Raw genomic sequence first — 14,406 nt, 5'->3', positions numbered from 1 at the left:
CGTCAACGCCTGTTCTCTGCGAAGGCCTTGGCGTGGGTGAGGGTGGCCCGGCTGTTGGTGGACAGGGCCGTGTGGACGTACTCGCGGGCGTCGGCGACGGTGGCCCCGCAGCCGAGGATGCTCTCGATGTTGTCCGTGTTGAGGGTGACGGTGTGCTGGGAGGTCGCCGCGACGCCCTGGTCGGTGTCCTCGAAGGTCCAGTGGCCCGTGTGCAGGGTCATCAGCGCGGGGAGCGTGACCTGCTTGTACGCGATGCGCTGGTGCGGGAAGGTCACCCGGTAGGACTTGGTGGTGTGGACGGAACCGTCCTTGGCCCGGGTGTCCATCTCCAGGGTCTGGAGCCCCACGGTGTCCTCTTCCAGACGGACCGTGGCGACGTGCGGCAGGCGCTCCGACCACAGGTTCGCCTCGTTGATGAAGGCGTACACGTCCTTCGCCGAACCGTCGACGTAGACGGTGTCCTCGAAGGAGAAGGTCACTTCCTCCGCCGCGTGCGCGAACTCGACGTTCTTCTTCAGCGCCGCCAGCTCGGAGCGGCTGTTCTTGTCGACGGCCTCGTCGATCCACAGGAGGTCGTGCGGGTCGTCGTCGACGGCGCGGTAGTCGTGCAGCAGCCGTACCCGGGACTCGTTCTCGCCGAGCGGCTCGATGATCCAGGTGCCGCCCATCGCGGCGACCGGCGGGGCGGTCACCTCCTGGCGGAAGGTGATGCGCAGGGCCTCGGGGTCCAGTTCGCGGCGCGAGGTCCAGTTCTTGGCCTCGCCGTTGGCGGTGGCCCAGATCCGTATCCGCTCCTGGGAGCCGTCGTGCTCCACGCGGTCCACGTGGATGGTGGGCGGGAAGATCCGGGGCCAGTTGGTGACCTCCGCCAGCAGCCGGTACACGGCCGGTGCGGGCGCGGCGATCGTGATCTCGTGCTCTACCTCACGGGTCGTCATGACGCTTTCTTCTCCATGGCTGGGTACGGGCTGCCGGTCGGTGGGGGTGCTCAGAAGTTGCCGAGTCCGCCGCAGACGTTGATGGCCTGCGCGGTGACCGAGGCGGCCGTGTCGGAGGCGAGGTAGGCGACCATGCCGGCGACCTCCTCGGGGGTGGAGTAGCGGCCGAGCGGGATCTTGGCCTGGAACTTCTCGAGGATGGCGTCCTCGGAGGTGTCGTAGGCGGCCGCGTATCCGGCGCGCACGCGCTGGGCCATCGGCGTCTCGACATAGCCGGGGCAGACGGCGTTCACGGTGATGCCGGTGGGGGCCAGCTCATTGCCGAGGGCCTTGGTGAAACCGACCACGCCGTGCTTCGAGGCGGAGTAGGGGGCTCCCAGGACCACGCCCTGCTTGCCGGCCGTGGAGGCGATGTTGATGATGCGGCCACGGCTCTTGTGACGCATGCCGCCGGTGTTGAGCACCTCCCGCGTCAGCCGGAACACGCTGTTGAGGTTGGTGTCGATGACATCGGTCCACAGTTCGTCCTCGATGTCGGCGGTGACGCCGCCACCGGACCGGCCGGCGTTGTTGACCAGGACGTCGACGGTGCCGAAGCGGTCGACCGCGGCCTGCACGAAGGCGCCGACCGAGGCGGGGTCGCGGACGTCGAGGACCGTGCCGTCGGCGTCGATGCCCTCCTCCTGGAGGATCTTGACGGTCTCGGCGACGTTGTCCGCGCTGCGGGCGCCGATGAACACGCGGTGGCCGGCCGCGGCCAGCGCCCGCGTGGACGCGAGGCCGATGCCGCTGGTGGCCCCCGATATGAGAGCGACCCGCTTTTCCAGCGTTGACATGTGCTTCCTCTCCCTCTTGTGCTGCGGGGGTGCGGCGGTACCGGACCGGACGAGGTCAGGTGAAAGGTTTCGCCCGGTCCGGGAACGCCGTCGGGCGTCAGGCGGCGGCGGGCTCGTCGGCGCCGAACTGCTGGTTCACGGCCTCGATGAGGGCGCGCGGGGTGTCGGCGTCGGTCAGCAGGTCCTCGTCGAGGACGATCCCGTACTCGCGCTCGATACGGCTGCCGGTCTCCAGGAGCGCCAGCGACTCGTAGCCGAGGACTTCGAACGGCTCGTCGAGGATGTCGCCGTCGAGGTCGACGCCCTCGTCGACACCGGCGCCCTCCTGGAGGATGCGGCGCAGGTCGTCCAGGGTGAATTCCGAAGTGGACACGTGGGTTCCTTCCCAGGTCGAAATGGATCGTTCAGTCGGGGGTCTCGGGGGCGTTGGGGGCAGGGGGAGTGCCGGTCAGTCGACGGCGCGGACCACGACGGCCGAGTTGAAGCCGCCGTAACCACGGGCCAGGACCAGGGCGGTGCGCACCTGGGCGGTGCGCGACTGGTTGAGGACCAGGTCGAGGCCGTACTCCTCGTCGGGGTTGATGTGGACCGTCGGAGGGATGAGGCCCTCCTCGATGGCCAGCAGCGCGGTGGCGACGTCGAGCGGGGCCGCGCCGGAGTACAGCCGGCCCGTCATCGTCTTGGGCGCGGTGACCGGGACACCCCGCACCCCGAAGACCGCCGAGATCGCGTCGGCCTCGACACGGTCCAGCTCCGGCACGCCCGCCGCGTCCGCGAAGACCACGTCGACGTCCTCGGGGGCGGTGCCCGCGTCGGCGAGGGCGAGTTCGATCGCCTTGCGCAGGGCGGGCTCGCGGTCGCTGCCGGGCCGCGGGTCGAACGTCGAGCCGTAGCCCGCGATCTCGCCGTAGATCTTGGCGCCGCGCGCGCACGCCGACTCGGCCGACTCCATGATCAGGATGGCGCCGCCCTCGCCCGGTACGTAACCGGCCGCGTCGGCGTCGAAGGGCAGGTAGGCACGGGTCGGCTCGTCGCTGGTGCTCAGCCGGTCGCCGGCCATCTGCGCCACCCAGCCCCAGGGGCAGATCGACGCGTCGACGCCCCCGGAGACGATCATCGGAGTGCCCTTGCGGATGAGCCGCCGGCCGTGCGCCACCGCGTCGAGACCGCCGGCCTCGTCACTGACGATGACGCCGCTGGGACCCTTGAGCCCGTTGCGGATGGATATCTGACCGCTGTTGACGGCGTAGAACCAGGCGAAGGACTGGTACGCGGACACGTACTGGCTGCCCTGGCTCCACAGCTTCTCCAGCTCGCCCTGTCCGAACTCGAAGCCGCCCGAGGAACTGGCCGTGACGACGCCCATGTCGTAATCGGGCAGTTCCTTGGGGTCGATGCCCGCGTCCGCGAGCGCCCACTCGGCGGCGACCAGCGCCATCCGGGTCATGTGGTCGGTCTGCGGCAGCAACCGGCTCGGCAGCACGTCCGCGGCGACGAATCCGGGCACCTCGCCCGCCAGGGTCGACGGGTAGGAGGACGGGTCGAAGCGGGTGACCCGCCCGATACCGTTCTTGCCGGTCCGGGTGGCGGCCCAGTAGTCCTGTGTGCCCAGTCCGTTGGGGGCGGCGATGCCCAGACCGGTCACTACCACCGTGGTGGTCATGCCACGCTCCTCTCGGGACGCGCCAGCACCATGGCGCTCTGGAATCCCCCGAAGCCGCTGCCGACCGTGAGCACCGCGTCGGTGAGCTGCTCACGGGCGACCAGCGGCACGTAGTCGAGGTCGCACTTGGGGTCGGGGGTGGTGAGGTTGGCCGTGGGCGGCACGACGTGGTTCTCCATCGCCAGCGCGGACGCGGCGATCTCGATGGAGCCGATCGCGCCGAGCGAGTGCCCGACCATCGACTTGATCGAGCTGACCGGGGTCCGGTAGGCGTGGTCGCCCAGGCTCCGCTTGAACGCCTCGGTCTCGTGGCGGTCGTTCTGCTTGGTGCCCGAGCCGTGCGCGTTGATGTAGTCGATCTCGGTCGCGTTCATCCTGGCCTCGTCGAGCGCGACCGTGATGGCCTCGGCCATCTCCGCCCCGTCCGGACGCAGACCCGTCATGTGGTACGCGTTCGAGCGCGTCGCATAGCCCGCGATCTCGGCGTAGATGTGCGCGCCGCGCCGCTTGGCGCTCTCCAGCTCCTCCAGGACGAACACGGCGGCACCCTCCCCGAGGACGAACCCGTTGCGGGTCCCGTCGAAGGGGCGCGAGGCGCGCTCGGGTACGTCGTCCCGAGGCGTCGTCGCCTTGATCGCGTCGAAGCACGCCATCGTGATCGGCGAGATCGGGGCGTCGGACGAACCCGTGATCATGACGTCCGCCGAGCCCTCGCGGAGCAGCTCCACGGCGTGCCCGACCGAGTCGATGCCGGACGTACAGCCCGTGGAGACCACCGTGTTGGGGCCCTGCGCGCCCACGGCCCACGCGACCTCGGCCGCGAAGGAGCTGGGGACCAGGTAGTTGTACAGGTGCGGGGCCGTGTAGGCGTGGTCGACCAGGTGGAGCCGGCCGCCGTCGCTGACGACGTTGTACTCCTCGTCCAGACCCATGGTCGCGCCGACCGCGCTGCCGATGGTGACGCCGACGCGGTACGGGTCGTAGGCGTCGATGTCGATACCGCTGTCGGCGACCGCGCCACGGGCCGCGACCACCGCGAACTGCGCGGCGCGGTCCATCCGGCGTATCTCCTGCGGGCGCAGTCCGTGCTCCGCGGGATCGAAGTCGATCTCGGCGGCGACCCGGGAACGGAACGGACTGGGGTCGAAGAACGTGATGCGGCGGGTGGCCGTACGGCCCTCGCTCAGCAGGTTCCAGAAGTTCTTCGCCCCGACACCACCGGGGGCAAGCACCTCGATACCGGTGATGACAACTCGTCGGCCGGTCACGCGGACGCCTCCCAGTTGTAGAAGCGTGTGGCCATCGCGTCGGCCGGGGAACGCCAGGTGGCCGGGTCGTACGCCTCGATGAACGGCTTCAGGTCCTCGCTGATCTGTATGAAGCGGGGGTCGTGCCGGGCGTGCTGGATCAGCTCGCCGCCGTTGTCCGCGTCGAAGTCCTGGAGGTGGAAGTACAGACCCCGGTACTGGAAGAGCTGGCGCCGGCGCGTGCCCATGCGGTGCGGCATTTCCGTGTCGTCGAAATCACCGAAAATCTTCGCGACGTCGACGCTCGACCCGGGATCCATCCGAGCCACAATCAGCGTGCTGTACATACGTTTCCCTCTCCTCGAGGCCCACCACACAACAGTTGACGAAAGCTTATTTTCAGTATCTTGGGCGGTACGAGCGGTTTCAATATTCCCCGTGTCAGGGAATTGTCAGACCGGTTCAGAATTGCGCTGGAGAATGCCGGGGAATGCCAGGCAATGCCCCGGGAATTCAGCTGGTGATTTCGCACATGACGGCGCCCGAGGCGACGGACGCGCCCACTTCGGCGGTGAGGCTCTTGACGATCCCCGAGCGGTGGGCGTTGAGGGGCTGTTCCATCTTCATGGCCTCCAGGACGACGACGAGGTCGCCCTCCTTGACCTCCTGGCCCTCCTCGACCGCGACCTTGACGATCGTGCCCTGCATGGGCGAGGCGAGCGTGTCACCCGAGGCGACCGGGCCCGACCTCCTGGCCGCGCGGCGCTTCGGCTTGGCGCCCGCCGCGAGGCCGGTGCGGGCCAGGGACATGCCCAGCGAGGACGGCAGCGAGACCTCGAGGCGCTTGCCGCCGACCTCGACGACGACGGACTCGCGGCCCGGCTCGTCCTCCGCCTCCGCCGCCTCGGCGGGGTCGGTGAAGGCCGGGATGTCATTGGCGAACTCGGTCTCGATCCAGCGGGTGTGGACCGTGAACGGGTCGGTGGAGCCGGTCAGTTCGGGGGCGAAGGCCGGGTCCTTGACGACCGCGCGGTGGAAGGGCAGCGCGGTGGCCATCCCGCCGATCTCGAACTCCTCCAGGGCGCGGGCGGCGCGCTGGAGCGCCTGCTCGCGGGTGGCGCCGGTGACGATCAGCTTCGCGAGCAGGGAGTCCCAGGCCGGGCCGATCACGCTGCCGCACTGCACACCCGCGTCCAGGCGGACGCCGGGGCCGGAGGGCGGCGCGAAGGTGGAGACGGTACCCGGTGCCGGGAGGAAGCCCCGGCCGGGGTCTTCGCCGTTGATGCGGAACTCGAAGGAGTGGCCGCGCAGGGCGGGGTCGCCGTAGCCGAGTTCCTCGCCGTCGGCGATGCGGAACATCTCGCGGACGAGGTCGATGCCGGCGACCTCCTCGGTGACGGGGTGCTCGACCTGGAGGCGGGTGTTGACCTCGAGGAAGGAGATCGTGCCGTCCATGCCGACGAGGAACTCCACGGTGCCGGCGCCGACGTAGCCGGCTTCCTTGAGGATCGCCTTGGAGGAGGAGTACAGCTCCGCCACCTGGTCGTCCGACAGGAACGGCGCCGGCGCCTCCTCCACCAGTTTCTGGTGGCGGCGCTGGAGGGAGCAGTCGCGGGTGGAGACGACGACGACGTTGCCGTGGGTGTCGGCCAGGCACTGGGTCTCGACGTGGCGGGGCTTGTCGAGGTAGCGCTCGACGAAGCACTCGCCGCGGCCGAACGCGGCCACCGCCTCACGCACGGCGGAGTCGTACAGCTCGGGGACCTCTTCGAGGGTGCGGGCGACCTTCAGGCCGCGTCCGCCGCCGCCGAAGGCCGCCTTGATCGCGATGGGCAGCCCGTGCTCCCGCGCGAAGGCGACGACCTCGTCGGCGCCGTTCACCGGGTCGGGGGTGCCCGCGACGAGGGGGGCTCCGGCGCGCTGGGCGATGTGGCGGGCGGCGACCTTGTCGCCGAGGTCGCGGATGGCCTGCGGGGGCGGGCCGATCCAGGTCAGGCCGGCGTCCAGGACCGCCTGGGCGAACTCGGCGTTCTCCGACAGGAAGCCGTAGCCCGGGTGGATGGCGTCCGCGCCGGAGTCCTTGGCGGCCTGGAGGACCTTGGCGATGTCCAGGTAGCTGGTGGCGGGGGTGTCACCGCCCAAAGCGAACGCCTCGTCCGCCGCCCGGACATGCAGAGCGTCCCTGTCTGGTTCCGCATACACGGCAACGCTCGCGATCCCGGCATCCCGGCACGCCCGGGCCACGCGGACAGCGATTTCGCCACGGTTGGCGATGAGCACCTTGCGCACGATGAACCTCCCCAGACTCCGCTCGGAGCCACAAGACTGTTCGAGTGCGCACTTCTCCTTCAATACGGTCCGTTGCAGAACTGGGTCAGAATCCGCAGACCCGGGGCAGCACTTACCGGAAGAGGAAAGAGGAAGGTCAGACCTCCGTCAAATAGCCGGACCCGGCGGACGGATCCGCCGGGTCCGGAAAGAAAAGGAATGCGCCATTCCGTAGAAAATTTTCGAAGGGCGTACGAGGGGCGCTCGGAGGCGTTCCGGGACGGCGTCGGAAGGCGTTCAGGAGCGTCCACTTGGCCAGTTGATCACTTGGCCGGTCGAACACTTGGCCGTCGAGCTCTCGGGCTCGTCCCCGGTCAACCGTCCCGCAGGGCCTTGCGGTACCAAGGCGCCGCGAGGGGGAAATCGGTGTCGAAACCGGCGCCGGGTGCGCGACGCAGGTCGGACCAGAGCGGGGTGCTGTCGAAGACGTGGTCGGTGGTGAACATGTCGAGTCCGGACGGAGGTACGCCGTGCTCGGCCAGGACCGCCCGGGCTCGGTCGACGGTCAGTTCCCGGTCCGGCCAGTCGGCCCCGGTGCACTCGGCGACCGCGCGCAGAAGGGTGTCCACGGGGAGGGGCTCGGGGTGGGTGGCGTGGTAGACGGAGGCGGTCAGGTCGGCGGCGGGGGCGAGCGCGGTGGCCACGAGCAGCGCGGCCAGCTCGGGTACGGCGATCGCGGAGCTCCGGGCGGGCCAGCCCTCCACCGTGCCGGGCAGCACGCGCAGCATCCGGGTCAGGCCGGGCACCACCCACCTGTCGCCCTCCCCGTACACCAGGTGCGGGCGCAGGACGACACCGCCGGCCGCGAGAACGGTGTCCTCGGCCGCGGCCCGGGTGCGGGACGTGGGCGAGCCCGGGTTGCGGCGCAGTTCTTCGGGCCGGTCGCCGCGGAAGGTGCCACGGCCGTAGACGGACGCGGTGCTCAGCTGGACGATGCGCGCAACCCCCGCGCGGCGCGCTTCCTCGACGAGCGCCGCCGTGCCACGGGCGTTGACGGCCTCGTTGGCCTCGACACCGCCGCCGATCTGCGAGGCGCAGTGGATCAGGACGTCGACGCCGTCGCACACCCCGCGCAAGGACGCGGGGTCGGTCAGATCGGCCCGTACGACGCGAGCACCGTCTTGGCCCGCAGGACGCCCCTGGGTCGGGGGACCCTCATGGACCGGGGGACCCTCCTGGGTCGGCGGACCGGAGCCGAGCAGGGGACTGCGATGGGACATGAGCCTCAAGTCGGCCCGGTACCGGGCCGCTTCACGGGTGACGTGTCCGCCGACGAAGCCGGCGGCGCCGGTGATCAGGATGGTGGGCACGGGTCTGTCTCCTCGGGATGGGGACGTTCTCCCAGGCGTACGGAGGATGCGCGGGCTCAGCGGCCGCGCGGGCTCAGGACGAGCTCGGCGGTGAAGACGGTCTCAGCGTGCTGCGTACCGCGCACCCGCACCAGTACGCCGCCCTCCGTACCGTGCGGTTCGGCCTGCGGCTCGATCCAGCAGGGCGCGTCGAACTCGGCGTAGCGCGCGAAGTTGCTCTTGAGACCCAGCAGGAGGGCGTCCGGCATCCCGGTCGACACGAGGGCGGCCTGCCGGGCGGCTTCCAGCAGGACCATGCCTGGTATGTGATCGACGGGGTGGTCGAAGAAGGTGGGGTGGGCGGTGTCGACGCGCAGTTCCCAGCGGTCGCCGCTGCCGGAGGCCGATCCGGGCTCGGCGAGCAGCACGTGCCGGTCGTCGGAGTGGCCCACCGCGGCCGGGTCGATCGCGGGCGGCACGACGCGGTCACTGGTGGTGGGCCGGCCGGCGCGCAGCCTGCGGTGGACGGCGGGACTGGTGCAGCTGAACGCGGCGCCCGCGGTGGCCAGCGCCCTTCCGTCGCGCAGCACGGTGACGTCGTAGCGCATACCGCCGAGCACCCGGCCCCTGCGGACGATGTCCCGGCAGACCGTGCGCAGTTCGACCTCCGTGGGGACGCCGTCCGCGACGAGGAGTTCGGGGGAGGTGCTGAAGAACATGTCCCACATCAGGAACTGGTGCCCGAAGGGGACGCCGAACTCCGCGTGCGCGAGCAGGGAACCGATCTGGCGGACGGACTCGATCAGGAGCATCGGGTCCTGGTAGCCGCCGGACTGGGTGAAGAAGGAGTGGCTGCGCGGCCATTGGGCGCTGACCGCGAACTCGTCCGGGTCGGGTCCGGCTGGTTCGGCGGCGGCTTCCCAGCCGGTCAGCAGGACCTCCGAGACGGCGGCGCGATGGACGTACTCGCGCGGAACCGTCGTGGTCAGCCGCGGCGTCAGAGTACGCGCGGCGGTCTGGACGGAGGCTTGGGCAGAGACCTGGACAGAGGCCTGGGCAGAGGTCTGAAGGGCGGGTTGAACGGCGTTTCGGGCAGCGGGTCGTGAGGCGGTTCGTGAGGCGCTTGTGCCCACCGTCGCGACGTCGTCTTCGACGGACACACGGGTGGAGGTGGTGTACGACATGTACGGCACTCCTGTCTGTTTCCGAGCAGGGGGCAGCAATCCGTACCGCCGGCAGCCACCCCCCGTGGCCGACGTTCTCTCGCTCACACAAGATACAGACATGTCTGTTCGGTTTTTCAAGTAAAGCTTTAGCATCCTTCGAGCGATGAGCCGCCACTACGGGCCGGTACAGCACGATTGCGCCACCGGAGACGCCTGATCTTTCAAACCGTGCAGACCTGCATGGTTATCGCCAAGGACACACGCAGGACAAGGGGCTTCACCCCGACCGCAACCTGCCGGAAACATGACCTTGAAGCACTGGATCTCTCCACACACATGCAGGTCAACGTGGGTGGATTGGAAAAGGTACGGACCGACGCGCGGGGGATTTCGAACGCGTTGACAATCAGACAAGTCTGTTTGCTATCGTCCTCATTGTGAGAGTTCAGCAGTCCGTTCCGTGATGACGAGACTGTGCCTCAGGAGGAGCAGATGAATCGGCAAGCCGTGGATCTACTCGACGCCCGATCGCAGCGCAATCTTCCGCACCGCCCCACGATTCCCCAGCCCGGGCGGGCCGTTGCCCCACAGACGGCCGCCGACCACCCCGGCCCCCCGGCCGGCGCACTGCGCGTCCTGGTCGTAGAAAACGATGTCAGGGCCGCCGACTCCCTCGTCCAGGGCCTGCTGCGGCAGGGGTACGCCGCGCAGAGCGTGGCCACCGGCACCAAGGCGCTCCAGGCGCACCGCGATGCCGATCTCCTACTGCTCGACCTGGACCTGCCCGACCTGGACGGGCTCGAGGTGTGCCGGGGCATCCGGGCGGTCTGCGACACCCCGGTCATCGCCGTCACCGCGCGCGGCTCCGAGCTCGACCGGGTGCTCGGACTACAGGCCGGCTCGGACGACTACCTGGTCAAGCCGTACGGCTTCCGCGAGTTACTGGCCCGGATGGAGGCGGTGATGCGCCGGGTGCGTCAACAGCCCGCCGCCGCCCAGGTCATCACCCACGGGCCGCTGCGCATCGACGTCGGCACCCGGGTGGCCACGCTGGACGGGAAGCCGGTGGACCTGACCCGCAAGGAGTTCGACCTGCTGCATCTACTGGCCTCGCAGCCCGGCACCGTCATGCCGCGACGCCAGCTCATGGCGCAGGTCTGGGACGACACCTGGTCGCACCGCGGGCGCACCATCGACACCCACGTCAGCAGCCTGCGCGGCAAGCTCGGTTCGAGCAGTTGGATCATCACCGTACGCGGTGTCGGTTTTCGGCTCGGCCACCCGTGAGCGGCACCCGCAGGCCGTACGAGGACCACGTAAAGACCGCTTGAGGGCTGCTCGAAGACCACTCGAGGTCCACTTGAGAAGCACTCGACGAACGGCCGAGGACCGACCGAAAATCGAGCCAAACCGGAAGCAAATACTCCCGCCTACTGGCGGCGTGCCGCCTTGCCGATACAATACAGACCAGTCGGTAAAATTCCAGTGGGCGAGAGCAAGGACCTGGTATGGCCACACAAGAGCGCGGGACGAGGTCGAGGCACTCGATCCTGGAGTCCGCGGCCCGCGTGTTCGACGAGCGCGGCTACGACGCGGCGAGCACCAACGACATCCTGGCCCGGACGGGCCTCACTCGAGGCGCGCTTTACCACCACTTCCCCTCCAAGGAAGCGATCGCCGTGGCCCTCGTGACCGCGCACAGCGAGGCGCTGGTGGTGCCGGACCAGGCGGTGAAGCTCCAGGCCGTCATCGACCTCACCCTGGAGTTCGCCCAGCGTCTCCAGCGCGATCCGGTGCTACGGGCCAGCGTGCGGCTCGCCGTCGAGCAGACGTCGTTCTCGCGGCCGCCGCAGACGGCGTACGAGCAGTCCGGCGCCGCCATACTCGCTCTGCTGCGGCAGGCCGAGGAGCAGGGCGAGATCCTGCCGGGCGTGGACATCCAGGAGGCCACGTCGACCATCGTCGGCGCCTTCACCGGCCTGCAGTTGATGTCCCAGGTCTACAGCAACCGCGAGGATCTGCCGGAACGCATCGGTGCGTTCTGGCGCTTCATGCTGCCCGGCCTGGCCACGCCCGGCATGCTCGGCCGCCTCCGCACCATCCCGCCACCGGCCCGCGAGACGGCCTGACCCCCGCCCGACACCCCACAGCCAAGTCCCACAGCCAAGTCCCACAACCGAGCCCCGCGCCCTGCCCACACCCTGCACCGCGCCGTGCTCCGCCCGCCGAACAGCACACGGCGCCCCGAACGCGAACTCCCGGGCGGGGCCGCCTCACCCGTGACGGACCCGAGCCCGACACCTCACCCGGGCCAAGCCCCCCACCACGGGTCCCCGTCGCATGCCATGGGTCCCCTTCGCATGCCGTCCCGTTCACGGGCAAGCCCCGCAACGGACCTCCGAAGGCCGAGGGCGCCTTCTCGCGCCGCCCCGAACACGGGCACCGCCCCGCAACCGACCTCTGGGCACCGAGGGCTCCGCTGGACACCGAGGGCTCCACCCGCACCTGGGCTCCAGCCCCTCCCGCCTCCCGAACGGGGCCGGTGTCCCCCGGGTCCCGGGCCGCGCACCCAAGCCCTGCCGAGTCCCGCACGCCGACCCTCAGGCCAACTCCGCCCAGGAAGCGCGACCTTGAGGAGACTCCGGACGCGCGACCTTGAGGAGACCTCAGACATGCGCCTCGAGGGGACCCCGGACACGCGACCTTGAGGGGACCCCAGAGGCCCGCCCTCACCCCCGCTTCGGAACTCAGACCCCTTCGGACCCGCTCCCCACCCGTCGTTCCTCCTCGGCCAGCCCCTCCCCGGCCAACGAGAACAACGGGCGCAACAACACCCACAGCCGCTTGGACGTCTTGGGGTCCCACCACTCCGCGTCCGTGTGCCCGAGCGACTCCAGCCCCGCGGCCACCACCACCGCCAGCTCGGCCAGATCCTCCGGCGCCGGCACGACGTCCCGGTGCGCGTCGACCACCCGCCTGCGCACCAACGCCAGTACGTCGTCACGCAACCGAGGCGGCCCCGCCGACCCGTCCACCGCCAGCTGTATGCCGGCCCGGACCAGTTCCTCCGTGCGCAACGCCTCGCACAGAGCGACCAGGAGGCGCTCCGGGGCATCCTCCACGGGCCCCTCGAAAGCCTCGTCCATCAGCGCGACGACGCGCTCGTGCGCCTGCTCGTAGACCGCGGCGGTCAACTCCGCGGTGGAGGAGAAGTGGTGGTAGAGAGCCCCCCGGCTCACCCCGGCCCGGCGACAGATGTTGACCAGTCCCGCATCGGAGAGCCGGCCGTTCGCTATCAGTTCCGCCGCGGCACGGACGAGAGCCTGACGGGTCTGTTCGGACCGGGTCTGCATCAGGCTGCACCTGCCTATTCCTGCTCTTGGCATGAAGGAGCGCGCGGGTGCCCCGAAGGCGCCAGCAACAACCGGAATCATACAACCATGCCTGTTTTAGTCGACAGCCCTGTGAACGCAGACCTCCATCCAATCCCCATAAATCCTGCAGCTCTTGCCCATGGATGGCCTCTTGACGGCCGGACGATCCCGTGACCACACCCCATCCGGAACGCCAGTCCACTCTTGACAATCAGACAAGTCTGTTTGTTACGTTGACGATGGCCACGTTGCCCCGGCACCCAAGCGTCACCCGAGCGTCGAGGAGTCCGATGAGCAGCACGACCGCCCCCACCGCGCCCACCGCCACGACAGCACCGACGTCATCGGCCTCACCGATCTCACCGAACTCACACCCTTCGCCCACCGGCCCGATCTCCCCTGTCACCGCGGCCGTCCCCCTGGTCGGCGGTGGATTCGGCGAAGCCCTGCACGAGGGCCTGGTCCGCGCGGCGGCCCGGATGTCGTCCCGCCCGGGCCACTCCCCCCTCATGTCGTCCGCCACCACCCTGGGGTCCTGGGAGACCGGCGCCGTCCTGGACCGCTTCACCGTCCGCCTCCCCTCCGCACTCGCCCCCGCCGAGGCGGAAGTCCCCACCCTGCGCACCACGCTGACGGAGTTCGCCCGCACCGCCCTGGCCCGCGCCGCGGACACCACCCCCGCACCCACCCCCATCGCCCCGCCCGCCGCCTCCCCGCACCAGGTGGCCGCCGCAGTCGCCCTGCTCCTCGAGTGCGCCCTGCTGCACGTCCTGGAGAACGGCATCGCGCACCACGAGAGCGCGCTGCCCCGCGCGGTGGCGGTCGTCCGGCGCCTCGGCGAGGTCGTCCGGGAGGCAGGGGAGGGCATGTGGTCCGGCGACGACGGCCGCGGCGAGCGCCGCCGGCTGGCCCGGCAGCTGCACGACGAACTGGGCGGCGCCCTGTCCCTCGCCCGACTCAGCCTCGACGCCGCCGCGACCTGCGCCCCCGTCAGGACCGGCTCACCCGCCTCTGACTCTCCCGGCGCCGTCGCGGCCCACCTCGCCACCGCCCGAAGGGCACTGGCCGCGGCGGCCAGGGAGAACCAGGCGCTCATCGACGGCGTGCGCCACCGCGCCGACCTGCCGCCCCTGCGCGAGGCCCTGGAGGCTTTCCTCGCGGGCCCTCGTCCCCGCGACGGCCGCCGTATCCAGGCCTCCGTCGAGGTCATCGGTGACGAGTGGACCCTCGCCGAGCGGCACCGGGAGGAGACCTTCCTCGCCCTGCGCGAGGCCCTGCGCGACCGCCTGGCCCGCTCGGGCGCGCGCCGCGTGGACACTGTCGTGCGCATCACCCGGCGCTGGCTTTACGCGAAGGTGACCGACGACGGCCAAGGCCCCGCGGCGGGTTCCGCCGGCTCCGCCGATTCCGCGCGGGCCCTGCGCTCCCTCACCGACCGCGTCGAGGACCTCGGCGGCCGGACCGGCATCACCCCGGGCACCCCCACCGGCACCCTGCTGGAGATCCATCTGCCCCTGCGCGGACACCCCTGAGCTCGGCCCGAGGAAAACTGAGAGACAGAACAC

Annotated in this window: 13 protein-coding genes; 3 read left to right on the top strand and 10 right to left on the bottom strand. The window is 70.2% G+C overall.

What is annotated here, in order from left to right; genetic code table 11:
• Nucleotides 1-2: 2 nt before the first annotated feature.
• The 9 genes from FNV62_RS26660 to FNV62_RS26620 form a co-directional block, all read right to left on the bottom strand.
• Nucleotides 3-938, bottom strand: a complete 936-nt coding sequence (locus FNV62_RS26660; protein ID WP_054237214.1) for an aromatase/cyclase — start codon at nucleotides 936-938, stop codon at nucleotides 3-5.
• A 50-nt stretch (nucleotides 939-988) separates the two neighbouring features.
• Nucleotides 989-1,774, bottom strand: a complete 786-nt coding sequence (gene fabG / locus FNV62_RS26655) for a 3-oxoacyl-ACP reductase FabG (protein ID WP_143627298.1) — start codon at nucleotides 1,772-1,774, stop codon at nucleotides 989-991.
• Between the two features lie 97 nt (nucleotides 1,775-1,871).
• Nucleotides 1,872-2,147, bottom strand: coding sequence for an acyl carrier protein (locus tag FNV62_RS26650; protein ID WP_054237212.1), 276 nt, complete (start codon nucleotides 2,145-2,147; stop codon nucleotides 1,872-1,874).
• Between the two features lie 75 nt (nucleotides 2,148-2,222).
• Nucleotides 2,223-3,437, bottom strand: a complete 1,215-nt coding sequence (locus FNV62_RS26645) for a ketosynthase chain-length factor (RefSeq protein WP_143627296.1) — start codon at nucleotides 3,435-3,437, stop codon at nucleotides 2,223-2,225.
• Nucleotides 3,434-4,705, bottom strand: coding sequence for a beta-ketoacyl-[acyl-carrier-protein] synthase family protein (locus FNV62_RS26640; protein ID WP_054237210.1), 1,272 nt, complete (start codon nucleotides 4,703-4,705; stop codon nucleotides 3,434-3,436). Before FNV62_RS26640 ends, FNV62_RS26645 begins: the two co-directional genes overlap by 4 nt.
• On the bottom strand, nucleotides 4,702-5,031 hold the full coding sequence (locus FNV62_RS26635) for a TcmI family type II polyketide cyclase (RefSeq protein ID WP_054237209.1): 330 nt from the start codon (nucleotides 5,029-5,031) through the stop codon (nucleotides 4,702-4,704). The genes FNV62_RS26640 and FNV62_RS26635 overlap by 4 nt, the downstream gene beginning before the upstream one ends.
• A gap of 166 nt (nucleotides 5,032-5,197) precedes the next feature.
• The gene (locus tag FNV62_RS26630) at nucleotides 5,198-6,973 is read right to left on the bottom strand and encodes an acetyl/propionyl/methylcrotonyl-CoA carboxylase subunit alpha (protein ID WP_143627294.1); all 1,776 of its coding nucleotides are present in this window, start codon (nucleotides 6,971-6,973) and stop codon (nucleotides 5,198-5,200) included.
• Nucleotides 6,974-7,326: 353 nt separating this feature from the next.
• Nucleotides 7,327-8,322 carry an NAD-dependent epimerase/dehydratase family protein gene (locus FNV62_RS26625; protein ID WP_143627292.1) on the bottom strand — a complete coding sequence of 332 codons (996 nt, stop codon included), beginning with the start codon at nucleotides 8,320-8,322 and terminating at the stop codon, nucleotides 7,327-7,329.
• Nucleotides 8,323-8,378: 56 nt separating this feature from the next.
• On the bottom strand, nucleotides 8,379-9,485 hold the full coding sequence (locus FNV62_RS26620; RefSeq protein WP_143608710.1) for a ScbA/BarX family gamma-butyrolactone biosynthesis protein: 1,107 nt from the start codon (nucleotides 9,483-9,485) through the stop codon (nucleotides 8,379-8,381).
• 474 nt (nucleotides 9,486-9,959) lie between these two features.
• Here FNV62_RS26620 and FNV62_RS26615 point away from each other — a divergent pair, with 474 nt between their 5' ends.
• Both FNV62_RS26615 and FNV62_RS26610 read left to right on the top strand, forming a co-directional pair.
• Complete coding sequence (locus tag FNV62_RS26615) at nucleotides 9,960-10,754, top strand: response regulator transcription factor (protein WP_054236401.1); 795 nt, start codon at nucleotides 9,960-9,962, stop codon at nucleotides 10,752-10,754.
• Nucleotides 10,755-10,975: 221 nt separating this feature from the next.
• Nucleotides 10,976-11,596: a ScbR family autoregulator-binding transcription factor gene (locus tag FNV62_RS26610; protein ID WP_054236402.1), complete on the top strand. Its 621-nt coding sequence runs from the start codon at nucleotides 10,976-10,978 to the stop codon at nucleotides 11,594-11,596.
• Nucleotides 11,597-12,214: 618 nt separating this feature from the next.
• On the opposite strand, the gene FNV62_RS26605 is transcribed toward FNV62_RS26610, so the two are convergent.
• On the bottom strand, nucleotides 12,215-12,820 hold the full coding sequence (locus FNV62_RS26605; RefSeq protein ID WP_060899123.1) for a TetR/AcrR family transcriptional regulator: 606 nt from the start codon (nucleotides 12,818-12,820) through the stop codon (nucleotides 12,215-12,217).
• A gap of 311 nt (nucleotides 12,821-13,131) precedes the next feature.
• Here FNV62_RS26605 and FNV62_RS26600 point away from each other — a divergent pair, with 311 nt between their 5' ends.
• A complete protein-coding gene (locus FNV62_RS26600) occupies nucleotides 13,132-14,373 on the top strand; it encodes a sensor histidine kinase (protein ID WP_144315676.1) in 1,242 nt (413 codons plus the stop codon).
• Nucleotides 14,374-14,406 lie beyond the last annotated feature (33 nt).

It is taken from the genome of Streptomyces sp. RLB3-17 (assembly GCF_007113425.2).
In the GTDB taxonomy this organism is placed as follows: domain Bacteria; phylum Actinomycetota; class Actinomycetes; order Streptomycetales; family Streptomycetaceae; genus Streptomyces; species Streptomyces mirabilis_D.
Note: the sequence above shows the minus strand (reverse complement) of the source record. Positions and strands in the feature narration are given on the sequence as shown.

What these genes read in the sequence shown, in the direction of transcription:
- FNV62_RS26600 (WP_144315676.1), top strand. Translation starts at nt 13,132, where the DNA reads ATGAGCAGCACGACCGCCCCCACCGCGCCCACCGCCACGACAGCACCG.
- FNV62_RS26610 (WP_054236402.1), top strand. Translation starts at nt 10,976, where the DNA reads ATGGCCACACAAGAGCGCGGGACGAGGTCGAGGCACTCGATCCTGGAG.
- FNV62_RS26635 (WP_054237209.1), bottom strand. Translation starts at nt 5,031, where the DNA reads ATGTACAGCACGCTGATTGTGGCTCGGATGGATCCCGGGTCGAGCGTC.
- fabG (WP_143627298.1), bottom strand. Translation starts at nt 1,774, where the DNA reads ATGTCAACGCTGGAAAAGCGGGTCGCTCTCATATCGGGGGCCACCAGC.
- FNV62_RS26660 (WP_054237214.1), bottom strand. Translation starts at nt 938, where the DNA reads ATGACGACCCGTGAGGTAGAGCACGAGATCACGATCGCCGCGCCCGCA.
- FNV62_RS26620 (WP_143608710.1), bottom strand. Translation starts at nt 9,485, where the DNA reads ATGTCGTACACCACCTCCACCCGTGTGTCCGTCGAAGACGACGTCGCG.
- FNV62_RS26645 (WP_143627296.1), bottom strand. Translation starts at nt 3,437, where the DNA reads ATGACCACCACGGTGGTAGTGACCGGTCTGGGCATCGCCGCCCCCAAC.
- FNV62_RS26615 (WP_054236401.1), top strand. Translation starts at nt 9,960, where the DNA reads ATGAATCGGCAAGCCGTGGATCTACTCGACGCCCGATCGCAGCGCAAT.
- FNV62_RS26605 (WP_060899123.1), bottom strand. Translation starts at nt 12,820, where the DNA reads ATGCAGACCCGGTCCGAACAGACCCGTCAGGCTCTCGTCCGTGCCGCG.